General features: G+C 62.3%; 21 protein-coding genes. 6 read left to right on the plus strand and 15 right to left on the minus strand.

Annotation, left to right across the window (positions count from 1 at the left end; genetic code table 11):
- Positions 1-142 precede the first annotated feature (142 nt).
- Genes G453_RS0112710 through G453_RS0112725 form a run of 4 tightly spaced genes read left to right on the plus strand, consistent with a single transcriptional unit; the run spans position 143 to position 5,592 of the window.
- Positions 143-1,390: a CoB--CoM heterodisulfide reductase iron-sulfur subunit A family protein gene (locus tag G453_RS0112710; protein WP_027191380.1), complete on the plus strand. Its 1,248-nt coding sequence runs from the start codon at positions 143-145 to the stop codon at positions 1,388-1,390.
- A 6-nt stretch (positions 1,391-1,396) separates the two neighbouring features.
- Entirely contained in the window at positions 1,397-3,697 is a 2,301-nt protein-coding gene (locus G453_RS0112715) for a hydrogenase iron-sulfur subunit (RefSeq protein WP_027191381.1), read from the plus strand.
- Between the two features lie 12 nt (positions 3,698-3,709).
- Entirely contained in the window at positions 3,710-4,915 is a 1,206-nt protein-coding gene (gene qmoC, locus G453_RS0112720; RefSeq protein ID WP_027191382.1) for a quinone-interacting membrane-bound oxidoreductase complex subunit QmoC, read from the plus strand.
- 14 nt (positions 4,916-4,929) lie between these two features.
- The gene (locus G453_RS0112725; protein ID WP_027191383.1) at positions 4,930-5,592 is read left to right on the plus strand and encodes a hypothetical protein; all 663 of its coding nucleotides are present in this window, start codon (positions 4,930-4,932) and stop codon (positions 5,590-5,592) included.
- Between the two features lie 242 nt (positions 5,593-5,834).
- Here G453_RS0112725 and G453_RS0112730 read toward each other — a convergent pair whose 3' ends face one another.
- The 14 genes from G453_RS0112730 to G453_RS0112795 form a co-directional block, all read right to left on the minus strand.
- Positions 5,835-6,143 (minus strand): RNA recognition motif domain-containing protein, encoded by a 309-nt coding sequence (locus G453_RS0112730; RefSeq protein WP_027191384.1) that lies wholly within the window; start codon positions 6,141-6,143, stop codon positions 5,835-5,837.
- A 397-nt stretch (positions 6,144-6,540) separates the two neighbouring features.
- Positions 6,541-7,962, minus strand: coding sequence for an NADH-quinone oxidoreductase subunit N (locus G453_RS0112735; RefSeq protein ID WP_027191385.1), 1,422 nt, complete (start codon positions 7,960-7,962; stop codon positions 6,541-6,543).
- A 40-nt stretch (positions 7,963-8,002) separates the two neighbouring features.
- Positions 8,003-9,523: an NADH-quinone oxidoreductase subunit M gene (locus tag G453_RS0112740; protein WP_027191386.1), complete on the minus strand. Its 1,521-nt coding sequence runs from the start codon at positions 9,521-9,523 to the stop codon at positions 8,003-8,005.
- A 23-nt stretch (positions 9,524-9,546) separates the two neighbouring features.
- Complete coding sequence (locus G453_RS0112745; protein WP_027191387.1) at positions 9,547-11,343, minus strand: Na(+)/H(+) antiporter subunit D; 1,797 nt, start codon at positions 11,341-11,343, stop codon at positions 9,547-9,549.
- On the minus strand, positions 11,333-11,584 hold the full coding sequence (locus G453_RS0112750; protein WP_027191388.1) for a hypothetical protein: 252 nt from the start codon (positions 11,582-11,584) through the stop codon (positions 11,333-11,335). The genes G453_RS0112745 and G453_RS0112750 overlap by 11 nt, the downstream gene beginning before the upstream one ends.
- Entirely contained in the window at positions 11,581-13,077 is a 1,497-nt protein-coding gene (locus G453_RS0112755) for a monovalent cation/H+ antiporter subunit D family protein (RefSeq protein WP_027191389.1), read from the minus strand. Before G453_RS0112755 ends, G453_RS0112750 begins: the two co-directional genes overlap by 4 nt.
- Before the next feature lie 12 nt (positions 13,078-13,089).
- Positions 13,090-13,416 carry an NADH-quinone oxidoreductase subunit NuoK gene (nuoK, locus tag G453_RS0112760; RefSeq protein WP_027191390.1) on the minus strand — a complete coding sequence of 109 codons (327 nt, stop codon included), beginning with the start codon at positions 13,414-13,416 and terminating at the stop codon, positions 13,090-13,092.
- Positions 13,413-13,943, minus strand: coding sequence for an NADH-quinone oxidoreductase subunit J family protein (locus G453_RS0112765; RefSeq protein ID WP_027191391.1), 531 nt, complete (start codon positions 13,941-13,943; stop codon positions 13,413-13,415). Before G453_RS0112765 ends, nuoK begins: the two co-directional genes overlap by 4 nt.
- Positions 13,940-14,383, minus strand: coding sequence for a NuoI/complex I 23 kDa subunit family protein (locus G453_RS0112770; protein WP_027191392.1), 444 nt, complete (start codon positions 14,381-14,383; stop codon positions 13,940-13,942). The genes G453_RS0112765 and G453_RS0112770 overlap by 4 nt, the downstream gene beginning before the upstream one ends.
- A 2-nt stretch (positions 14,384-14,385) precedes the next feature.
- Positions 14,386-15,378: an NADH-quinone oxidoreductase subunit NuoH gene (gene nuoH, locus G453_RS0112775; RefSeq protein WP_027191393.1), complete on the minus strand. Its 993-nt coding sequence runs from the start codon at positions 15,376-15,378 to the stop codon at positions 14,386-14,388.
- Between the two features lie 9 nt (positions 15,379-15,387).
- Positions 15,388-16,506, minus strand: a complete 1,119-nt coding sequence (locus G453_RS0112780) for an NADH-quinone oxidoreductase subunit D (protein WP_027191394.1) — start codon at positions 16,504-16,506, stop codon at positions 15,388-15,390.
- Positions 16,503-17,138, minus strand: coding sequence for an NADH-quinone oxidoreductase subunit C (locus G453_RS0112785; protein WP_027191395.1), 636 nt, complete (start codon positions 17,136-17,138; stop codon positions 16,503-16,505). Before G453_RS0112785 ends, G453_RS0112780 begins: the two co-directional genes overlap by 4 nt.
- Before the next feature lie 2 nt (positions 17,139-17,140).
- Positions 17,141-17,638: an NADH-quinone oxidoreductase subunit B gene (locus G453_RS23865; protein WP_043645688.1), complete on the minus strand. Its 498-nt coding sequence runs from the start codon at positions 17,636-17,638 to the stop codon at positions 17,141-17,143.
- Entirely contained in the window at positions 17,608-18,018 is a 411-nt protein-coding gene (locus G453_RS0112795) for an NADH-quinone oxidoreductase subunit A (protein WP_027191396.1), read from the minus strand. The genes G453_RS23865 and G453_RS0112795 overlap by 31 nt, the downstream gene beginning before the upstream one ends.
- A gap of 811 nt (positions 18,019-18,829) precedes the next feature.
- On the opposite strand from G453_RS0112795, the gene G453_RS26365 reads away from it, so the two are divergent.
- Entirely contained in the window at positions 18,830-19,606 is a 777-nt protein-coding gene (locus G453_RS26365) for a DUF2092 domain-containing protein (protein WP_051272387.1), read from the plus strand.
- Between the two features lie 8 nt (positions 19,607-19,614).
- Complete coding sequence (locus G453_RS23875; RefSeq protein WP_043645690.1) at positions 19,615-20,256, plus strand: hypothetical protein; 642 nt, start codon at positions 19,615-19,617, stop codon at positions 20,254-20,256.
- Between the two features lie 233 nt (positions 20,257-20,489).
- Here G453_RS23875 and G453_RS26370 read toward each other — a convergent pair whose 3' ends face one another.
- Entirely contained in the window at positions 20,490-21,353 is an 864-nt protein-coding gene (locus G453_RS26370) for a PEP-CTERM sorting domain-containing protein (protein WP_051272388.1), read from the minus strand.
- Positions 21,354-21,586 lie beyond the last annotated feature (233 nt).

Here is a 21,586-nt window from a genome sequence, read left to right on the forward strand (position 1 = left end):
CGCGGGCATCTGCCCGCGGCCGTTTTTTCAAGCCGGAAACCGGCCGTTTGTCCCAAACGGTCTGATCCGGGGCGCACCGGGCTAGGCGTCCCGGATCAGGCCGTTTGACCGTGAAAGGTCAAATCCGAGCAGGGAGGTGTCAATGTCTGGCAACGCGATACTGGTGGTCGGCGGGGGATTCAGCGGTATCACCGCTGCCCTGGAGGCCGCCGAAATGGGCTACGAGGTTATCCTCGTGGAGAAAAATCCCTATCTTGGGGGGCGGGTGGCGCAGCTCAACCAATATTTCCCCAAGCTCTGCCCCCCCTCGTGCGGGCTGGAGATTCAGTTCCAGCGCATCCGCAGCAATCCTAACGTCAAGGTGATCACCATGGCGCAGGTCACCAAGGTTTCCGGCCAGGCCGGGAATTTCGACGTGACCCTGTCCATCAAGCCCCGCTTCGTCAACGAGAAGTGCACGGGATGCAACGCCTGCGCCGAAGCCGCAGAGACCAAGGTCCCCTGCGAGTTCGACCTGGGCATGGGACAGCGCAAGGTGGCCTTCAGGCCGAACCTGTTCGCATTCCCCATGCGCTACGTGTTCGAGAAGAACCGCTGCTCCGAAGCCGAGGCCAAGAAGATCGAGGCGTCCTGCAAGTACGGCGCGATCGATCTCGCCGACCAGGAGCGCACCCAGACCTTCAAGGTCGGCGCGGTGGTCGAGGCGACCGGCTGGAAGCCCTACGACATGTCCAAGCTCGAGAACCTGGGCGCGGGCAAGCTGAAGAACGTGATCTCCAACATGCAGATGGAACGCCTGTGCGCCCCCAACGGGCCCACCGGCGGCCTGCTGCTCCGGCCTTCCGACAAGGCCGCTCCCAAGCGCATCGCCTTCGTGCAGTGCGCCGGTTCGCGCGACGAGAACCACCTGAACTACTGCTCGTACATCTGCTGCATGGCCAGCCTCAAGCAGGCCACCTATGTGCGCGAGCGCGTGCCCGAGGCGCTGGTCACCATCTACTACATCGACCTGCGCACCCCCGGCCGCTACCAGAAGTTCCTGGAAAAGGTCTCCGCCGACGACAAGCTTACGCTGGTCAAGGGCAAGGTCGCCGAGCTGACCGAATCCGCTTCCGGCAAGGTGCTGGCCACGGTCGAGAACGTGGATACCGGCATCAAGAACGTGGAAGAGTTCGATCTGGTGGTTCTGGCTACCGGCATGCAGCCTTCCACGGCTGGCGAGGCTGTGGCCGTCAACACGCCCAGGGATGAGGAAGGCTTTTTCATCGGCTCGCCCGACTCCGGCGTGATCGCCACGGGCTGCGCCAAGTTGCCCTTGGACGTGATGCGCTCGGCCCAGGCGGCCACGGGCGCGGCGCTCAAGGCCATACAAACGGTTGCGGGGAGGTAAGGATTCATGGCCGAGAAAATAGGCGTGTACGTCTGCGGCGGCTGCGGCCTGGCCGAAGCCGTCGATCTGGACGCAGTGTGCACCGCGGTAAAGAACAAGTACCAGCCGCAGTGCCCGGTCATCAAAACCCACCCCGTGCTCTGCTCCCCTGAAGGCAAGGCGGCCATTGAGGCCGACATCGCCGAGGCGGGGCTGGACGGCGTGTGTCTGTGCGCATGTTCCCCGCGCTCCAAGTGGGATGTGTTCGCCTTCGGCGACACCGTCCAGGTGGAACGCGTGAACCTGCGCGAGCAGGGCGTCTGGTCCTTCGACAAGGAAACCGGCGTCATCGAGATGGCCAAGGGCATCAACGACCTGCAGATCATCTGCAACGAATACTCGCTCATGGGCGTGGTGAAGCTCACCAAGTCCAACATCCCCAACCCCGAAGTCGCCGAGACCTTCAAGACCATTCTGGTCCTGGGCGGCGGCTGGACCGGACTGAACGCCGCCAACGCGGCCGCGTCCCTGGGATATGAGGTTGTCCTGGTCGAAAAGAGCGACACCCTGGGCGGCAAGGTGGTGAACTTCTACAAGACGTTCCCCCTGAGCCACCCCTACACCGAAGCCCATGAGACCGGGCTGGACAAGCTCATCTCCCAGGTGAACGCCAGCAAGAAGGTGACCATCTTCACCGGCACCAGCCTGGAGAAGTTCTCCGGCGCACCGGGCCAGTACAAGGCCCAGCTGTCCAACGGGCAGACCCTGGACATCGGTTCCATGGTCCTGGCCACCGGCTGGGACGCGGGCGACACCAAGTACCTGGCGCCCCTGGGCTACGGCGAGATCAAGAACGTGATCACCACCGCCGAGCTCGAGAAGATGGCCAAGGGCGGCTGCATCACCCGTCCCTCGGACGGCAAGGCTCCCCGCAGCGTGGCCTTCCTGCTGAACACCGCCGCCTGCTCCACCGTGTCCTGTCCCTCGGACGTGGTCATGGAGTGCGACGCGGCTGCCGACGCTCCGCAGAACCCGCCCGCCGCCCCTGCCGAAGGTGAAGAGGCCGGACCGGCTCCCTTCTGCGATCTGGAGTCCCAGCGCCATCTGGCCCTGTCCTCCGAGATCAGCACCCTGGTGGCCCTCAAGCAGGCCAACTACGTGGTGGAGAAGGACCCCGAGGCCGTGGCCTTCATCTTCTACGACCACATGATGGTCCCCGGCATCAACGAGCGCTACTACAAGGCCGCCCAGGATAAGCCGGGCATCATGCTCAGCAAGGCAGACATCAAGTCCGTCAAGTCCGGTTCCGGCGGTTCGGTCATCATCTCCATGGAGAACACCCTGCTGGGCGAGTCCATCGAGATCGAGGCCGACCTGGTGGTGCTGCCCACGGCGCTGGTCCCCACCACGGCCCACAGCCCGGTGGTCAACCTGGAATACCGCCAGGGCCTGGCCTTCCCGGACCTGAACCTCTTCGAGGGCTACGCCGACTCCAACTACATCTGCTTCCCCTACGAGACCCGCCGCACCGGCATCTATGCCGCAGGCGCGGTGCGCCAGCCCATGGGCCTGGCCCTCTCTGCCGACGACGCCATGGGCGCGGCCCTCAAGGCCATCCAGTGCGTCTCCAGCGCCAACAAGGGCGTGGCAGTGCATCCCCGCTCGGGCGACCGCAGCTATCCGGTGTTCAACTTCGTGCGCTGCACCCAGTGCAAACGCTGCACCGAGGAATGCCCCTTCGGAGCCCTGGACGACGATCCCAAGGGCACCCCGATGCCCAACCCCACGCGCTGCCGCCGCTGCGGCACCTGCATGGGCGCCTGTCCTGAGCGCGTCATCAGCTTCGACAACTACAACATCGACATGATCGGCACCATGATCCGCGAGATGCAGGTTCCCCCCAAGATGGACGTGGGCGGCCCCCGCGTGCTGATCCTGGCCTGCGAGAACGACGCCTATCCGGCCCTGGACATGGCTGCGCTTCGCGGCAAGTCCTGGAGCTCCTACGTGCGTGTCATCCCGGTGCGCTGCCTGGGTTCGGTCAACGCCATCTGGGTGGCCGACGCCATGTCCAAGGGCATCGACGGCGTGATGCTGCTCGGCTGCAAATACGGCGACGACTACCAGTGCCACTTCGTCAAGGGTTCCGAGCTGTGCAACCGCCGCAAGGAGAACATCTCCGAGTCGCTCAAGCGCCTTGGCGTCGAGCCCGAGCGCGTGGATCAGCTCCAGGTCGCCATTGACGAGTATGATGTCGTGCCCGGTATGATCGATCAGTTCATGAACATGATCGTGAAAATGGGTCCCAACCCGTTCAAAGGATACTAGGAGGCCCTGCTTATGTCTTCTCCGGTCCGGATCCAACCCGATCCGAGCTTCGTCAGGGAGCTTCAGGCCGCCGGTGGCGAGTCGGTCAAGAAGTGCTACCAGTGTGCGACCTGTTCCGTGGCCTGCCCCCTGTCCCCGCCCGAGAACCCCTATCCCCGTAAGGAGATGGTCTGGGCGCAGTGGGGCCTCAAAGACAAGCTCATGAACGACATCGACGTGTGGCTGTGCCACAACTGCGGCACCTGCTCGGACCTCTGCCCCCGTGGCGCGAGGCCCGGCGATACCCTGGCCGCCATCCGCAACATGACCTACCGCAAGCTGGTAGGCCCGGAATGCATCGGCGAGTGGATGAGCTCCTCCAAGCATCTTCCCAAGCTGATCGCCATCCCGGCTATCCTCTTTGCCGTGATCTGGCTGATCACCCAGGGCGGATTCAGCATTCCTGAAGGCGATATCAGGTTCGGCAAGCTCTACCCCGGCGACTACACCATCGACCCCCTGTTCATCCTGGTCTTCATCTTCATGGGATGGAGCTTCTACAAGGGCGTCATGAACATGTGGAAGTCCTTCAAGAGCCTGCCCGAGACCTGGCAGCTGGGCCAGGAAGTTGAGAAGCCCACGATCATCCAGGCCATCATCGACGTGGTGCGCGACGAGATAATCACCCACCGCAAGTGGAACGACTGCGGCAAGGACAACACCGAGCGCTTCAAGGGCCACTGGACCCTGGTGTTCGCCTTCGTTGCCCTGGCCATCGTCACCGGTGTGGTCGCCGTGTCGCACTGGGGTTCCAAGGTCCCCGGGTTCAACTGGCTGCACGTGCTGGGCGACACGCCCATGCCGCTGTACAGCCCCGTGAAGCTGCTGGCCGTGGCCGGCATGGTGCTCGGCCTCTACGGCCTGACCATGCTGACCCGTCGCCGCCTGAACCAGGACTCCCAGAAGTCCGGCTCCAGCTTCTACGACTGGTATCTGCTTGGCGTGGTCTGGGCTGTGTTCGTCACCGGCACCGGCTGCTTCCTGCTGCGCCTCGCTGGCGTGGCCGGGCTTGCCTACCCGATGTACTACCTGCACCTGATCACCGTGTTCATGTTGTTTGCGTACCTGCCCTGGTCCAAGCTTGGGCACCTTGTGTACCGCACTACGGCCCTGGTGTATGCGCGAGTGAGCGGACGTCTGCCGCTGTCCCGCGTTGAAGACAAAGTTTTCGAGATCTAAGAGGAGGAACTCCGATGGCTGAGACGAAAGTTTTCCCGATGAACACCTTCATGTCGTATCTGAAGGGCGTGGACAAGGAAGGCCAGAAGAAGGGCGTAGTTGAGCTGGTCAGCTACATGGCCGACACCGTCGTCGACGAGGAGTTGGCTCCTTTCGCCGGCGCCCTCGCCAAGGCGTGGATCTACGAGCAGCATCCTGAAGTGATCGCCATGAGCCCGGCTCAGCTGGCCTCCACCGCCAAGAATGTCTCCGTGCCCAAGCTGCCCGCCGAGACCGTCGGCGAGATCAGCGCTCTGTTCGCCCAGCTGGCTCAGTACAAGACCGCCGCTGTGACCCAGGCCGAAGAGCTGGCCAAGGTCAAGGCCGAACTGGCCGCCAAGACCGCGACCCTGATCGACGTGGAAGCCAAGCTGAAGGCCGCTGAAGCCTCGGTGAAGCGTTTCGAGGATTCCTCCCAGAAGGACAGCGAGAAGATCCTCGTGGCTCCCTTGGCCAAGGTCAACGAGTACATCGGCAAGGTCGATGAGCTGCTCAAGATGATCGAAGACGTGAAGAAGCACGGCGTGGTGACCGTTGCCGGTGGTGGCGCCCCCGCCGCTGGCGGCGCTCCTGCCGCCGCTGCCGAGCCCGTCGTCGACTTCGGTGTGGAAGACACCTTCACCAAGTCCGACTGGTAGAATATTCAGACGAAAGTCTGTGACGGTAAAGGCCGCCCGGCAACGGGCGGCCTTTTTTATGGCCGTGGAGTGGAATGGGTTGGGATAGCGAATTGGATGATCTGGAAGTGCAACGCTGTTTGCACAGGCAATCAGGTGCAGAAATCGCAGGATGAGCAGAAACTGGCCGGAAAAATGAAAAGGGCCGGAAACATGTTCCGGCCCTGGGATCTCTCAGAAGCTAATCAGAGAGGCTGGTCAGACTACCAGCGACCGCCGCCGCCACCGTAGCCGCCACGGCCGCCGCCGCCACCGCCGCCGGAGCGGGGCTTGTCCTGGGCCTCGTTGACCTTCAGGGTACGACCGCCGAGCTCCTTGCCGTCCATGCCGGCGATGGCGGCCTTGGCGCCTTCGTCGTCCATTTCCACGAAGCCGAAGCCACGCAGGCGGCCGGTCTCGCGGTCGGTGATCAGAGCGACGCTGTGGACTTCGCCGAAGGCGGAGAACACGTTGCGGATTTCATCTTCGGAGGTGCTGAAGGAAAGGTTTCCAACATAGAGTTTCTTAGACATGGGCTGTTGCTCCCGTTTTTGGCATGTTTTGTTTCATCACTAGGATCTGAGCAAACCAGATAGCCCATGATTCAAAGAAGCCATGCTCGGTTAAAGTTTTATGTACTCTTGTACGCATTCCGGTTGAAAGGCAACAACAATATTGCGATCCGGCCGGTATTTGACGTGATTTTTATGAGGCCCCTCACGGAAACCAAGGAAAAACAGTTGTTTTCATGCGCAAAAGTTTTTCGGGGTTTGTGAGGTCACTGGTTTGGCTCTCATCACGGCGAAAACCGTGAAACCACGTGCTTCAAGTCGTCAAGAGTCGATCATCTCCTCGGCATTTCGAACGTTCGGGTTAAAAAGTAAAGGGAAAATGGGGGAATACCAGCTCCCCCACCCCTCGTTGCACGCGCTACAGAATGCTCTTCACGGCGTCGGTGGCCAGCCGCATCAGCATGTCCGGCGCCAAGCCCAGTGCCAGAATCAAGAGCACCAGCCCCACGGACAGGGCCTTGGCCGATGCGCTGGCGTTGATGGTCTCGGTCTTGTCGCCGCCAGCCGCGTAGGTCACGCGGACTACTGAGAGATAGTAATAGATGGAAATTGCGGTGTTTACAGCCGCGATGATCACCAAGGGCAGGTACCCGGCTTTGTAAGCTCCTGTGAGCAGCATGAACTTGCCCATGAACCCGGCGAAAGGCGGCAGGCCAGCCAGGGCGAACATGCTCACGGCCAGGGTGAAGGCCATGAGCGGCGAGCGCTTGTGCAGCCCGCTCAGGTCGCTGATCTGAAGGTTCTCGCCGTTCTGGGACACGGTGCAGATCACCAGGAAACCGGCCACGTTCATGGCCAGATAACCTGTGATGTAATAGAGCGAGGTGGCGTAGCCGACCTCCTGCAAGGTCACGATGCCCAGGAGCACGTAGCCTGCGTGAGCGATGCCCGAGAAACCCAGCATGCGCTTGATGTCGGTCTGCACCAAGGCCACCAGGTTGCCGTAGAACATGGAGAGGACCGCGAAGATGGCCAGCATGCTGGTGAGGTGGTGGCCTTCGGAGGTGGCCATGGCCGCGATGCGGATCAGCATGGCCACGGCAGCCACCTTGGGCACGGAGGAGATGAAGGCCGTGGTCTCGTTGGACGCGCCCTGGTAGACGTCGGGAACCCAGAAGTGGAAGGGGAACACGGCCAGCTTGAAGAAGAAGCCGCCCATGACCATGGCGATGCCGGCCAAAGCCGCCGGGGAGTCCATCATGGTGCGAAGCGCGGGGATCAGGCCTGCGAAGTAGGTGGTTCCGGTGAGGCCGTACAGGTAGCTCATGCCGAAAAGCATCACCGCAGTGGCCACCACGCCGAACAGGATGTACTTGATGGCCGATTCCATCTGCATGCGAAGGCCCGGCCTCTCTTCCCGCATGGGAACCAGCAGGTACAGCGAGTAGGAGGACAGCTCCAGCGCGATGAACAGCGTGACCAGTTCCACGCTGCTGACCAGCATGACCAGCCCAAGCGTGCTCAGGCAGAGGAACATGTAGTATTCAGGGCGAATCTCCTCGGCGATGTCCTTAAGCTCCTTTCCAAAGAGCAGCACGCAGGCCAGGCCGCCGGAGAGGATCAGCTTCAGCACCTGGGAAAAGAGGTCGATCTTGTAGGAGTCGAAGAACAGAAACCCCTCCGCCCGCAGGCTGAACAGGCTGGCCCCGAAAGTTGCCAGGGCCACGGCCAGTGCCAGGGGGCGGGCCAAACGGGCCGTATTCTTCCCGATGGACAGGAGGAAGAGCGCGAGACCACCCAGCAGGAGCGTCATCTCGGGAGCGAACAACATGATCTTCATAGTGCGGCCTTTTCTGAGGTCCTGAAGCGTTCGGTTTCCATTAGGGCATCAGGCTGGTCACGGCGACCACGCCGCCGGACGCGGTTCCCACCTGCTTGAGCACGTTGGCCACGCTGGCCTGCATCACGTTCATGACCGGCTCCGGAGCCAGCCCCAGCCAGAACACGCCCACCAGGAGCGGGGCCAGGGTCAGAATCTCGCGGAGGTTGAGGTCCATCAGGCCCTTGTGTTCGGGGTTGTCCGTACCGCCCCAGATAACGCGCTGCACCATGCGGAACATGTAGGCGGCGGCCAGGATGGCTCCCGGGATGGCGAAGGCGGTGAGGATCTTGTTTTCGGCGAAGCTGCCCGCCAGGATGAGGAACTCGCCCACGAAGCTGTTGGTGCCGGGGAAGGCAAGGGACGAGAGCGAAAAGAATGCCAGGAAGGTGACGTAGATGGGCATGAACTTGCCCACGCCCGCCGCCGTGGCCAACTCCCGGCTGTGGGTGCGCTCGTACATCATGCCCACGCAGAAGAAGAGTGCGCCGGTGGTGATGCCGTGGTTGATCATCTGAAGAATCGCGCCTTCGATGCCGCGCTGGTTCAGCACGAAGATGCCCAGCGTCACGAACCCCATGTGGCCCACGCTGGAGTAGGCGATCAGCTTCTTCATGTCCTGCTGGGCCAGGGCCGTGAACCCTCCGTAGAGGATGCCCGCCACTGAGAGCCACTGCACGTAGGGCAGCACCACATGGGTGGCCTCGGGCGTGATGGGCAGGCAGAAGCGCAGGAAGCCGTAGGTTCCCATCTTCAGGAGCACCGAGGCCAGGATGACGCTGCCCGCGGTGGGCGCTTCCACGTGGGCTGCCGGGAGCCAGGTGTGGAAGGGGAACATGGGCACCTTGATGGCAAAGGCCAGGAAGAAGGCCAGGAAGACAAGCAGCTGGAAGGTGGCCGAGTAGCTCTGGCCCATGAGCGCCGGGATGCTGAAGGTGCCCTGGCTCATGTACAGGGCGATGATGGCCACCAGCAGGAGCACCGAGCCAGCCAGGGTGTACAGGAAGAACTTGATGGACGCGTACACCTTGCGCGGCCCGCCCCATACTGCGATCAGCAGATACATGGGGATGAGCATGGCCTCCCAGAGGATGTAGAACAGCACGAAGTCCAGGGCCATGAACACGCCCAGCATGGAGGTCTCCATGAGCAGCAGGCAGATCATGAATTCCCGCACGCGCGTTTCGATGTACTTCCAGGAACCCAGCACGCAAAGCGGCATGAACAGCGTGGTCAGGAGCACCAGGAGCAGCGAGATGCCGTCGATTCCCAGGGTGTAGTTGATGTCCAGGGAGGATATCCAGGGGATGTGCTCGCCGAACTGGTACTTGGCCGTGCTCGCGTCGAACCCGGAGTAGAGCGGCAGGGAAATGGCCGCCGTGACGCCGGTCACCAGGAGGGTCCAATACCGCTGGGCATTGGCTCCCGGTATGGCCAGCAGCGCGAGCGCCCCGGCCAGCGGCAGGAATATCAAGGTGCTCAGGATGGGGAACCCGGAGCTGTTCAGCATCAGAAAGTCCATGCCCTCAATCCTCCATGTTGAAATCAGACGAAGACGAAGATCACGAGCACGATGGCCACCAGGGACATCGCATAGAGGATGTTGAACTGAAGCTGGCCGTTCTGCAGGCCGCGAAGCTGCCCGCCGATGCCTTGAACGGTGCGCGCCAGGCCGTCGACCACGCCGTCGATGCCGTGCCAGTCGAACCAGGACCAGAACCGGGCCGTGGCCATGAGCGGTATCAGGCCGATGAGGCGGTAGGCCTCGCTCACCCAGTTGTCGGCGGCCTGTATGGGCTTCTTGGCCAGCCACAGGAACCCGCGTCCGCCCATGCGGTAGAACCAGTCCAGGTCCAGGCTGATCTTGGGTTCGGGGGCCAGCTTCTTGATCAGCAGGAAGAACCCAAGGGCCGTGAACAGCAGGATCTGCAGGGTCTCGGACAGGTGGTACTGGGTGTACGGGTGATAATTGGCCGCCACGTCCGGGTAGGGCAGCATGTCGTACAGGTAGGGCGTGTAGCAGCCGATGAAGATGCACAGGAAAGAGGCGATGATCATGGCCGCCTGCATGTTCATGGGCGGGTCAGCGGCCTTCTGCATAGTCTCCTGGCTGCAGTTGTTCTTGCCGAACCAAATGAAGTACGGAACCTTGAGGCCGGTGTGCAGGAATGTTCCGGCTGAGGCCAGCGTCAGCAGGAATGCGGCCCAGTAGTTGTGCTCCTCGAAGCCTGCGGCCACGATCATGGCCTTGCTGACGAAGCCGCTGAACAGCGGGAAGGCCGAGATGGACAGGCCGCCTATCAGCGTGAAGATGAAGGTCCGGGGCATCTTGGCGTAGAGGCCGCCAAGATCGGAGAATTTGCTCTTGCCGGTCATGTGCAGCACCGAGCCGCAGCCCATGAACAGAAGGCCCTTGTACAGGATGTGGGCGAAGGCGTGGGCGCAGGCGCCGTTTATGGCCAGCTGCGTGCCGATGCCCACACCCGCCACCATGTACCCCACCTGGCTTATGATGTGATAGGCCAGCAGTCGCCGTGAGTCGTTCTCCAGCACCGCGTAGACCACGCCGTAGAGGGCCATGCACACGCCAAGCGGCACCAGGATTTCCATGCCCGCGAAGCCGCGAGCCAGGGCGTAGACCGCCGTCTTGGTGGTGAAGGCGCACATGAACACCGCGCCGCTGACTGTGGCTTCGCCGTAGGCGTCGGGCAGCCAGGCGTGCAGCGGCGGCACGGCTGCGTTCAGGATGAAGCCCGCCATGATGAGGTAGGTGTACAATTGGGGGTTGTCCACGCCGATCGGCCCGAAGGACAGATCGCCCCCGGTGGCCTTGAAACGAAGGATCATGCCTGCCAGCAGCAGAAGCCCGCCTGCGGTGTGCACCAGCAGGTAGCGGTAGCCCACGGCCAGCGATTCCTTGCGCCTGCGGAACCACACCAGGAACACCGAGGAGAAGGCCATCACTTCCCAGAACAGGAAGAGCACCAGGTAGTCGCCGCAGAAGATGACCCCCAGCGACCCGGCAACGTAGAGCCAGGCGGCCACGTGCTGGAAGTCCTCCTCAACGTGCAGCCCGTAGATGGTGCCGATGATGCACATGAGCGTCATGATGTAGGCGAACACCATGGACAGCGCGTCCACGCGTCCAAAGGTCAGGGACCAGTCCAGGAACTGGACCACCCCGAAGGTGCCGTTGTTGCCCTGCATGGACAGGACGTCCAGGAAGGCCAGCACGGGCACCGCCACCAGGAACGCCTTTTTCAGCGCCTTTGGCACCAGCGGCAGCAGCACGGCTCCGATGATGAGTATCAGCGACGGGTGGAACCAGAACTCAGTCGTCATAGTAGTCCTCGCGGGTCATGATGCCCTGATGGCCGAACCATTTGGACACCACGATGATGAGCACGCAGGCCACGAACCCGAAGATCGCCCAGAAGCCGGGGAGCTTTTCCATGGCGGTGTGGGCGTGGCTCTTGTCCACGAAGGCGATGTCCCACGCCACCAGCGCCGCGAGTCCCACGTAGCACCAGCGGATGACTGATGGCAGCCTGTCCCTGAGGAAGTTGATCACTTGAACGATCATCCTGTCACCGCCTTGACGAAGACCATGAAGAAGTCCGGGTAGATGCCTATTGCCAACGATATGAATGCCGCGATCATGATGGGCACCACCATGGCCAGCGGCGCTTCCTTGATGCCCGTGTAGACCTCGCCCGCCGGGGGCTTGCCGAAGAAGGCCTTGTAGGTGACCGGCGCGAAGTAGGCCACGTTCAGGAGCGTGGAGGCCAGAAGCACCAGCAGGATGCCCGTGGAGTGGTCAGGCATGGCCATGGTCCCCACCAGGAGCTTCCACTTGGTCACGAAGCCCGCCACCGGGGGCGCGCCGATCATGCTGAGCGAGGCGATGGCGAAGGCCGCGAAGGTGAAGGGCATGGCCTTGCCCAGGCCCCCCATCTCCGAGATGGATTTCTTGTGCGTGGCCACGTAGATCGCGCCGGCGCAGAAGAAGAGCGTGATCTTGGAGAAGGCGTGGTTGGCGATGTGGACGATGCCGCCCTGGATGCCGTCGATGGTCAGAAGCGACACGCCAAGCACCACGTAGGAGAGCTGGCTCACGGTGGAGTAGGCCAGCCGGGCCTTCAGGTTGTCTTTCGAGAGGGCGATGATGGACGCCGTGAGGATGGTGAAGGACACGAAGTAGGCCGTGGGCACGCCCAGGTTGAGCTCCTTCATGAGGTCCGTGCCGAACACGTAGAGCATGACCCGCACCGTGCAGAACACGCCCACCTTCACGACCGCCACCGCGTGCAGCAGCGCGGAGACCGGCGTAGGGGCCACCATGGCTCCGGGCAGCCAGTTGTGGAAGGGCATGATGCCGTTCTTGGCGAACCCCAGGATGCAGCAGGCGTAGAGGATGGTCACCAGGGTGGGGTTGGTCCCCAGGGCGAAGATGCCCTTGTGGATGTCCTGGGCGAAGTCCAGCGTGCCGGTCAGCACGTAGATGAGCACCATGGCCGGGAGCACCAGCCCCTTGGCCGTGGCCGCCAAATAGACCAGGTACTTCTTCGCGCCCTCGTAGCTCTCCTTGTCCTGGTGGTGGGCGACCAGCGGGTAGGTGCAGACGCTCACGATCTCGTAGAACAGGTACAGGGTGAAGAGGTTGTCCGAGAAGGCCACGCCCATGGCCCCGAACAGCGCCAGCGCGAAGCAGGCGTTGAAGCGGGTCTGCGCGTGCTCATGCAGCCCTCGCATGTATCCGGCTGAGTAGGACACCGCGATGATCCACAGGAAGGACGCCGCCACAGCGAACACCATGGAGAGGGCGTCCGCCCGGAAAGAGACGCTCAGGCCCGGGAGAATCTTGAACAGGTGGAACACCAGGGTCTGCCCCTGGCCCCAAGGCGCGGGGGCCACGGCCGGAATCATCGAGACGATGATCCCGAACATGACCACCGCCGCGATGAACGACCACGACTCGCGCACGTCTGGCTTGCGCCCGGACAGCATGACCAGAAAGGACCCGGCCAAGGCGGTCGATATGGCAAGCAGCGGCTTGATGGAAACGATGCTGTCCATGCCCAGTCCTTTTTACCCTTTCAGGTCCACGACGTCGTTGGTCTCGATCGACCTGTAGTTCCGGTACACCGCGATGATGATGCTGAGCACGATGGCCGCTTCCGCAGCGGCGATGGCCATGATGAACAGCGTGAACACCTGCCCCGTCACCGGGGTGGGGGCCAGGAAGCGGTTGAAGGCCATGAAGTTCACCGACGCCCCCGAGAGCATGAGCTCCGCCGAGATGAGCATGCCGATGAAGGTGCGGCGCTTCACGATGCCGTACAGCCCGATGCCGAAAAGCACCGCCCCGATCACCAGGTAAGTGTCCAGGCTGTTGCCGAGAGTCAGGATGTTCATTGCTTGCTCCTTCCCAGGCGCGCCAGCACCAGCGAACCGATGATGGCCACCAGCAGCACTACGGAGATCAGCTCGAAGCTCATGGAGTAGCTGGTCAAAAGCGAGACGCCCAGCTGGTCCACGCTGCCCTGTCCGCTGGCTCCGGGCAGCTCCTTCCAGGGGGTGCGCAGGCCGAGGCTCGCCAGCGCCCAGATGATGCCCCCGCTGGCGATGATGGCCAGCGCCCCGAAGAACACGGCGGTTTTGGCGGGCCTTGGGCTTTCCACCGGGTCGGCCAGCATGACCGCGAAGATGATGGTGACGCACACCGCGCCCACGTAGATGAGCACCTGCATGAGCGCCACGAAGGGGCTGCCCAGCGAGTAGTACAGCCCGGCCACGCCGATGAAGCACAGGCCGAGCCCGGCAACGGCGCGGATGAGCTGCCTCGTGTGGACCGCGATCAAGGCCCCGGCCACGGTGACCAGGACGAACACCAGGAACAGAAGGCCCAGGAGGCCCTCGGCGGATGCCAGGGAAGGCGTCATGAGTGCTTTGCCTCCAGCCGTTTCAGCAGGTCGAACACGTAGTCTTTCTCATCGAACCCGGCCAGGTTGTACTCTTTCGAGAATTCCAGTGCCTCGGTGGGGCAGACCTCCACGCACAGGCCGCACAGGCTGCATTTGGTGAAGTCCAGGGTGTACTGCGTGAGCACCTTGCCCTTGCCGCCCTCGGCCTTTTCTCCGGCCAGGGTGATGCAGTTGGATGGGCAGGCCTTCATGCAGCCGTTGCACACGATGCACTTGTTGGTGCCGCGCACCTCGTCCCACACCAGGTCGATGTGGCCCCGGTAGCGCGGGGTCATGGGTACGGTCTCGTGGGGGTATTGCAGCGTGACCACCGGCTTGAAGAAGTACACGATGGTGATGCCGAGCCCCACGAACAGGCTCCATGTGCCGCTTATGATCTCTTTGAAGTAGGCAGTCATGGCTAGAACACCTTCAACATGGCGCTGGTCAGGATCAGGTTGAAGAACGCAACGGGGATCAGGATCTTCCAGGAGAGGTTCAGGAGTCCGTAAAAGGTCGTTCGCGGATAGGTCCAGCGTATCCAGATCACCACGAAGATGAGCGCGTACATCTTGATGAGGAACCAGTGCACGCCGGGGAAGAGGCCCAGGGGGCAGTCCCAGCCGCCCAGAAACAGGATGGTGGCAAGGCTCGTTCCCACCACGATGTTGGCGTACTCGCCCATGAAGAACACGCCGAAACCCATGCCCGGGTATTCCGTGAACGCGCCCGCCACCAGCTCGCTCTCGGCCTCGGCCATGTCGAAGGGGGCGCGGTTGGTCTCGGCCAGCATGCAGATGAAGAAGATCAGGAAGGCCACCGGCATGAGCGGGCTGGCCGTGAACTTGAGGACGTTCCAGTGCCAGAACCCGCCGGTCTGCAAGGTGACGATCTCGTGCAGGTTCAGGGTGCCGGTGATCATCACCAGGGTGACGATGATGATCAGCATGGGGATTTCGTAGGCCACGTTCTGCGACACCACGCGCGCCGCCGAGATGACGGCGTACTTGTTGCGCGAGCCCCACGCGCCCAGCAGAAGCCCCAGCACGTTGATGGAGGCGAAGGCGAACACGGCCAGAAGGCCCACGTCCAGGTTTCGCGCCACCAGGGTCTCGCTGAAGGGCAGCGTCACGAAGCTCATGATGGCCGGGACCATCACCAGGATGGGGGCGACCTTGAAGAGGATCGGGTCCACTCCGTCCGGTGTGATGAGCTGCTTGGTCATCAGCTTCAGGCCGTCGGCCATGGGCTGGAGCAGGCCGTAGGGGCCGACTTCCTTGGGGCCGATGCGCCGCTGGATGTGGCCCGCTTCCTTGCGCTCCAGCCACACGAGGTAGGCCGCGTTCATGGCCACGAAGCCGACGACCCCCAGCACGAAAGCCAAGAGCCGGATCAGTTCAGAGTCAAGAAACATCGCGCCTCCTCACCTGTCGATCTCAGGAATGACCAGGTCCAGGCTCCCAAGCAGAGCCAGCGCGTCCGGGAGCAGCATCCCCCGGGCGGCCTCGCCGAACACGATCAGGTTGGAAAAGCTCGGCGTGCGCAGCTTGAGCCGCCATGGGGTGTTGGTCCCGTCGCTGACCGCCCGGATGCCGAAGGAGCCGCGCGCCGTCTCCACCGCGTGGTAATAGTCGCCCTTGGGGGGCTTGAGGGTCTTGGGGACTTTCTCAGCCATCACCGGACCTTCCGGCATGGACCCCAGGGCCTGCTCGATGATGCGCAGGCTCTGCTCGATCTCGTCCATGCGCACCATGTAGCGGGCCATGGAGTCGGCCTCGTGGTACACGGGGATGTCGAAGTCGAAGCGCGGATAGATGGAGAAGGGCTCGTGCTTGCGCACGTCGAAGTCGATGCCTGCGCCCCTGGCCACCGGGCCGGTGGCGCCGTACTTGCGGCACATTTCGGCAGGCACGTGGCCGATGTCCTTGAGCCGCTTCATCAGGATGATGTTCTTGGTGACCAGGGCGTGGTACATGGGCATGCGCTCGCGCATGCGGGTGATGAAGGCCCTGGCTCCGGCCTCGAAGTTTTCGTCGATGTCGTTGTAGACGCCGCCGAAGCGGAAGTAGCAGTAGGTGAGGCGCGAGCCGGTCACGGTCTCCAGGAGGTCCAGGATCTGTTCGCGGTCGTCGAAGGCGTAGAGCAGCGGGGAGAAGCCGCCCAGGTCCAGGATGAAGGCCCCGAACCAGAGCAGGTGGCTGGAGATGCGGTTCAGCTCGCTGGTGATGACGCGGATGAATTCGGCCCGCTCCGGCACCTCGATGCCAGCCGCGCGCTCCACGATGCATGCGAAGTTGTGGTTGTAGGCAAGGGCGTGCAGGTAGTCCATGCGGCCCGTGTTGGGCATGAACTGCGCCCAGGTGCGGTTCTCGCCCATCTTTTCGTGCATGCGGTGGATGTAGCCGAGCACGGGCTCCGCCTCGACGATGTACTCGCCGTCCATCACCAGTTTTATGCGCAGCACGCCGTGAGTGGCGGGGTGCTGCGGGCCCAGGTTCAGGACGAAGGTCTCGTTGGCCGGGTTTGGGGCGAAAGAGTTCATGCGGTGAAATCCTTCCGAAGGGGATGGAAGTCGGCGTCCTCGGGCAAGAGCAGCGGCACCATGTAGGGGTGGCCCGCGAAGGTGAAGCCGAAGAAGTCGCGGGCTTCACGCTCGTGCCAGTGGGCGGCGGGGTAGATTTCCGAGATCGTGGGAATTTCCGGCGCGTCGCGGGGCACGCGCACCCGCACGGCCACCCGGAAGAGCGTGTCGTAGCGGTTGAAGTCGTAGACGGCTTCCAGGTCGTCCGTCTGGGGGGCTTCGGGCTGTTTGGGCGCTTCTGGCGCGGCGGCGGGTGCGGGGGCCTTTTCGGCTTTGGGAGCGGGGATTTCATCCGTGGAGACTTCGGCAGCGGCTTCTTCGGCGGCCTTGGCAGCCTTGGCGGCGGCAGCCTTGGCCTTGGCCGCAGCCGCAGCTTCGGCCTCCTTGCGCAGGGCGGCTTTTTCCCCCAGCCAGTCCACGCCGGTGATGGTCTCGATGAAGAAGCCCGTGCGGTCGAGCACCGTGACCACATCGCGCAGGTGTTGCGGGGAGACGCTCACATCCAGGTGGAATCCCCTGGCCTTGTAGTCCACCGTTTTCACGGCTGCGGTGGGGACAGCTTCCAGGGGCCGGGTTATGGCATCGGTGTCCATGATCAGACTGCCTCCACTCGCGGCCACCTGCGTGTGCCGGTCAACTTCTCTTCAAGCTTGAGGATGCCCTCGATCAGCGCCTCGGGCCTGGGCGGGCATCCAGGGATGACCACGTCCACGTTGAAAAGCTTCGAGGCCCCCTCCACCACGTTGTACTGCCCCTCGAACACGAACGGGCCGCCCGAGATGGCGCAGTTGCCCATGGCGATGACCCACTTGGGCTCGGGCATCTGGTCGTAGAGGGTCTGGACGGCCGGGGCCATCTTCTTGTTGATGGTCCCGGTGACGATCATCACGTCGCTCTGCCTGGGCGACGGGCGGAAGACCTCCGCGCCGAAGCGGGCCAGATCGAAACGCGACGCGCCGGTGGCCATCATCTCGATGGCGCAGCAGGCCAGCCCGAAGGTCATGGGCCACAGCGAGTTCGCCCGGCACAGGTCGAGCAGTTTCGAGAGCTGCGAGAACTGGACTATCGGTGGCTGTAACTCTTGCGTTTCCAATCGAAGACTCCCTTTTTCCAAGCGTACACTATAATGAGCGAAAGGATTCCGACAAAAAGAAGGATTTCCAGGAATGCTCGAGAGCCATCAACAAGCCCAGGTTTGTTGTAGACCAGGGCTGCCGGGAACAGGAACAGTATGTCCACGGCAAAAGCCACGAACATCAGGGCGTAAAGATAGTAGACGACGCTGAATTTGACCCAGGCATCGCCGATCGGATCAACGCCGCATTCGATGAGCTGTTTTGTTTTCTGGCGAACGCTTCGTGTGGAGCGGGGGGAGAGAAGAGCGACGATTATGAAAGGACCGACCGCAAAGCCAAGGCCGGCCAGGAAGAACGCTGCAATATAGAGAAGGTCATTTTCCGAGCCGTTTCCCACTACAATCCTCCTTCCGTAAGACGTGTCGCCATATGAAATGCTTCCCAACAAGGGGGAAGCCCATGAAGGCTAAGGAGAAGTCGAGTATGGTTACAGGCAGCGGGGGGAGAAAGACGCTGGCAGGCGTCACGACCGCAGCTTGATTTCTTTGCTGCTACCCTATGATAAAGTTGACTTTGTTGCCAGCACTAATTCTCTGAAGTTTGTAATTTCCTCAGATTGTCAGACAAAAATGTAAGCTAAAGGCCTGCCGATACGGGAGAAGTCCAGGATGCGAGTCGCACGATTCGGATGGTTGTGCGGCCTGGAGAATGGCTCCGGATGAATTCCTGGTAAGGAATTGAGCAATGCCATGGCTGGGCTGGGGTCGTGTTTTTGTCGGGTCAGGGCAGAAAAGTCAGAGGCGATTCAGGGCTGAGAGTGTTGGTTAACATGCGGTAATGTTGGCACTTGTTGCGTTTTCAGGGGGAGGCATGCGGACCCGGTTGGTAGGAAAGGTTGGGGAAAGTGAAAAAAAGTTGCTCCGTCTACTTGACATAAAATTCACAAGTAGGCTGTTTTTCGGGCCGTCGGGCCGTCGGGCCGTCGGGCCGTCGGGCCGTCGGGCCGTCGGGCCGTCGGGCCGTCGGGCCGTCGGGCCGTTCAGGCGGCTTGCCTTTTCCCAAGTCACCTGACAAAAGATCAATAAAAAGGTCTCATGGGCATGGCGACGTACATGAGGCGAACATCCCACCCGCCCCTTCGGGGAAGACGTCCGTTCGAACAGGCGATGAGTCTTTCAGATGCAAACACGAGAGTGATGGAGGTTCGCATGCGCTGTGCTCCCAAGGCGGCTTTCGCGGTCGCGCTGGCGTGTCTTCTGGCCCTGCCCGGCCTGGGCCTTGCCGCGAAGAAGAAGGCGGAGGTTCCCGAAACGCCCGTTATGGAAGAAAAGGCCGCCCAGATCCTCGACAAGGCGTGCAAGGCGCTCGGGGCTCTCAAGAGCTACTCCTTCCGGGCCGAGGTTGCCGTGGACAAGGTCTATCAGGACGGCTCCAAGATCCAGGCAGGACGCGTGATGGACGTGTCGGTCCTGCGGCCGGGAGCGTTCAAGGTCGCCACGGCGGGCGATGATTTCCAGGCCAGTTCGGTGTTCGACGGCAAGACCTTCAGCCTCTCCCTGCCGGACAAGAAGGTCTACGGCCAGATCGCCGCCGCCATGGACACGGACGCCCTCATGGACATGCTGGCCTCCACCTATGGGATTGAATCACCCCTGGGCGACCTGCTCTCCAACGACACCTGCTCCAAGCTGAAGGGCGTGGCAGGCTATTACGTTGGCAAGTCCAAGGTGCGCGGAACGGTGTGCGAGCACCTGTTCTTCCAGGGCAAGGACGTGGACTGGCAGATATGGGTGGAGGACGGCCCGAGCGCCCTGCCGCGAAAGATCGTGATCACCGAGAAGAAGCTGCGCAGTTCCCCGCAGTTCACCGCTGTGCTCAGCGGCTGGAAGACGGGCGAGTCGTCCCTGGACGCCTTCGCTTTCTCGGCGCCAGTCGGCTTCACCCGCGACGACGCAGTCATCACCGGCGCGAAGTCCGGCAAGTAGGAGGCCACATGAAACCCGAAACCATGCGTGCCGCGAAACGAACCGTTTCGCTGGCGCTGGTGCTGTGGCTGACGGGGGGGCTTGTCCTCATGGGCGACTGGTTCACGCCGACCGACAGCGAGGCCAGGGGCGGCGGACGCGGTGTGGCCTCCGGACCCCGTGGAGGAACTGTGGCCTACTCGCCGCGCGGAGCCGTGGGTGTGGGGCCGCGCGGAGGCGTTGCCGCCGCAGGTCCCAGAGGTGCTGCCGCCGTGGGACCCGCTGGCGGAGCAGCCGTGCGCGGGCCTTACGGAGCCGCAGCAGTCGGCCCCGGCGGGGGGGCAGCTGTCCGTGGCCCTTATGGCGCTGCCGCCGTCGGTCCCAACGGTGGGGTGGTGGCCGCACCGCGCGGCAGGGTCGTGCCTGCACCGGTGCCTGTTCCGGTCCCGGTCGCGCCTGCCTACGGGTACGGCTACGGCGGGTACTACGGCCCCTCGGCCTCGGGCGTGGCTGCGGGCATGGCCTTGGGCGCGATGCTCACCATTCTTCCGGCTACGGCCATAGCCGTCTCCAATTCCTCGAAGGGTACGGTCTACAGCGCGGACGGCCAGTGTTTCCAGGAGGTCCGCCAGGGCGGAAACACCTACTACAAGGTCATTTCCTGTCCGTAGGCACAGCGGGCTGAAGTCAGGCGACGGCGATCCAGGCTGGGTGGGGTTGAATCCCGCCCTGCCTGGATTTGTTGTTTTCGTGCCTGGATTTGTCCGCAGCAGGGGGGGGCAGGCGTGCACCTTCTGGCGGGCTGGCCTTGCGGGTCGTAAGCTCGGGCTTGGCTGACAAATCAGAATCAGCCCGGAGGCGGGAGCCGTCCGGGCTGATGTGGAACCGGGGTGTGGTTCAGGGTTTAAGCCTTGGCCTTTTGGGAGCGCCTGCGCATGAAGATCGCTCCGGCTATGCCCGCGCCCATGAGCAGCATGGTGCCGGGTTCGGGAACGGAGCCTGGCGGAGGGTTGTTGGGGACGTTGCCAAGGGACGAAAGGTCTTCGAGGAGACGTCCGTTGCCGTTTTGGGGCAAGGGAAGGCCCAGAACGGTGTGGGATATGAAGGTGCCGTTGATGTCGTACGTGGCGATGGCGTTGTTGAAGATGTCCGATACGAAGTAGTTGGTGCCATCGAACGTAATGCCGGTGGGGGCGAAGGTCGGTGTGATGAAGTTGGCCTGGATCAAGTTTCCAGCAAGGTCGTACTTGTCGTACGGGCCGATGGCGTCGCCATGGTTCATGAGAATGTTGTTGTTGGCGATCTCAAACCCATCCTGGCTGTTACCGCCAAACCCCGGAAGCAGGTTGCCGATAAGGGCGCCGGCCGTGGTGTACTTGAAGACGCCTGTGCCGTTGTTGTACGGAATGACATAGAGGTCGGTGCCGTCGTAGGCGATGCTGGCGATGCCGCTCAGGCCGGTATCCACAAGAATGCCCAGGTCGGCGTGGGTGGTTGTGTTGGTTACATAGATGTTCCCCGAGTTTGCCGTTGTGTAGTAGATGGTAGTGCCGACGACTGCGATGCCGCGACCGTTATCCTGCACGGCGATCGGATTTGGAGCCAGAAATTGCTGCACGACAGCTCCGGTGGACATGTCAAACGCTTCCAGGGTCACGTTCCCGAAGGAGGCGTTGTTCCCCCAGACAATGGTGCTGGCCATCGCGTTGCCCGTCAGAGAGCACAACATCAGCGCGGCCATGAAGCATAGCAAAAGACGCTTTATCATAAGGCCTCCCCATGGTGTTGGTGTGGTGAGCAGGAAAACCGCAATGCAATCCAGAAAATAGCTCGAGCTCAAGATTGTATGCGGTGTAAGAGCAATAAGCATGCCTTGGGTGGATTGCAGGGTATTACGGTGGTATACAGAAACTCTGGCTGTCGCGGTCAATATTAATCGTTTGGTTGTATTGGTGAAAATGATGTCGGTTTTGGTAATTAATTGATAATATAAGTGCGCAA

It is taken from the genome of Fundidesulfovibrio putealis DSM 16056, assembly GCF_000429325.1.
GTDB classification, from domain to species: Bacteria; Desulfobacterota; Desulfovibrionia; order Desulfovibrionales; family Desulfovibrionaceae; genus Fundidesulfovibrio; species Fundidesulfovibrio putealis.

What these genes read in the sequence shown, in the direction of transcription:
- G453_RS0112710 (WP_027191380.1), top strand. Translation starts at nt 143, where the DNA reads ATGTCTGGCAACGCGATACTGGTGGTCGGCGGGGGATTCAGCGGTATC.
- G453_RS0112715 (WP_027191381.1), top strand. Translation starts at nt 1,397, where the DNA reads ATGGCCGAGAAAATAGGCGTGTACGTCTGCGGCGGCTGCGGCCTGGCC.
- qmoC (WP_027191382.1), top strand. Translation starts at nt 3,710, where the DNA reads ATGTCTTCTCCGGTCCGGATCCAACCCGATCCGAGCTTCGTCAGGGAG.
- G453_RS0112725 (WP_027191383.1), top strand. Translation starts at nt 4,930, where the DNA reads ATGGCTGAGACGAAAGTTTTCCCGATGAACACCTTCATGTCGTATCTG.
- G453_RS0112730 (WP_027191384.1), bottom strand. Translation starts at nt 6,143, where the DNA reads ATGTCTAAGAAACTCTATGTTGGAAACCTTTCCTTCAGCACCTCCGAA.
- G453_RS0112735 (WP_027191385.1), bottom strand. Translation starts at nt 7,962, where the DNA reads ATGAAGATCATGTTGTTCGCTCCCGAGATGACGCTCCTGCTGGGTGGT.
- G453_RS0112740 (WP_027191386.1), bottom strand. Translation starts at nt 9,523, where the DNA reads ATGGACTTTCTGATGCTGAACAGCTCCGGGTTCCCCATCCTGAGCACC.
- G453_RS0112745 (WP_027191387.1), bottom strand. Translation starts at nt 11,343, where the DNA reads ATGACGACTGAGTTCTGGTTCCACCCGTCGCTGATACTCATCATCGGA.
- G453_RS0112750 (WP_027191388.1), bottom strand. Translation starts at nt 11,584, where the DNA reads ATGATCGTTCAAGTGATCAACTTCCTCAGGGACAGGCTGCCATCAGTC.
- G453_RS0112755 (WP_027191389.1), bottom strand. Translation starts at nt 13,077, where the DNA reads ATGGACAGCATCGTTTCCATCAAGCCGCTGCTTGCCATATCGACCGCC.
- nuoK (WP_027191390.1), bottom strand. Translation starts at nt 13,416, where the DNA reads ATGAACATCCTGACTCTCGGCAACAGCCTGGACACTTACCTGGTGATC.
- G453_RS0112765 (WP_027191391.1), bottom strand. Translation starts at nt 13,943, where the DNA reads ATGACGCCTTCCCTGGCATCCGCCGAGGGCCTCCTGGGCCTTCTGTTC.
- G453_RS0112770 (WP_027191392.1), bottom strand. Translation starts at nt 14,383, where the DNA reads ATGACTGCCTACTTCAAAGAGATCATAAGCGGCACATGGAGCCTGTTC.
- nuoH (WP_027191393.1), bottom strand. Translation starts at nt 15,378, where the DNA reads ATGTTTCTTGACTCTGAACTGATCCGGCTCTTGGCTTTCGTGCTGGGG.
- G453_RS0112780 (WP_027191394.1), bottom strand. Translation starts at nt 16,506, where the DNA reads ATGAACTCTTTCGCCCCAAACCCGGCCAACGAGACCTTCGTCCTGAAC.
- G453_RS0112785 (WP_027191395.1), bottom strand. Translation starts at nt 17,138, where the DNA reads ATGGACACCGATGCCATAACCCGGCCCCTGGAAGCTGTCCCCACCGCA.
- G453_RS26365 (WP_051272387.1), top strand. Translation starts at nt 18,830, where the DNA reads ATGCGCTGTGCTCCCAAGGCGGCTTTCGCGGTCGCGCTGGCGTGTCTT.
- G453_RS23875 (WP_043645690.1), top strand. Translation starts at nt 19,615, where the DNA reads ATGAAACCCGAAACCATGCGTGCCGCGAAACGAACCGTTTCGCTGGCG.
- G453_RS26370 (WP_051272388.1), bottom strand. Translation starts at nt 21,353, where the DNA reads ATGATAAAGCGTCTTTTGCTATGCTTCATGGCCGCGCTGATGTTGTGC.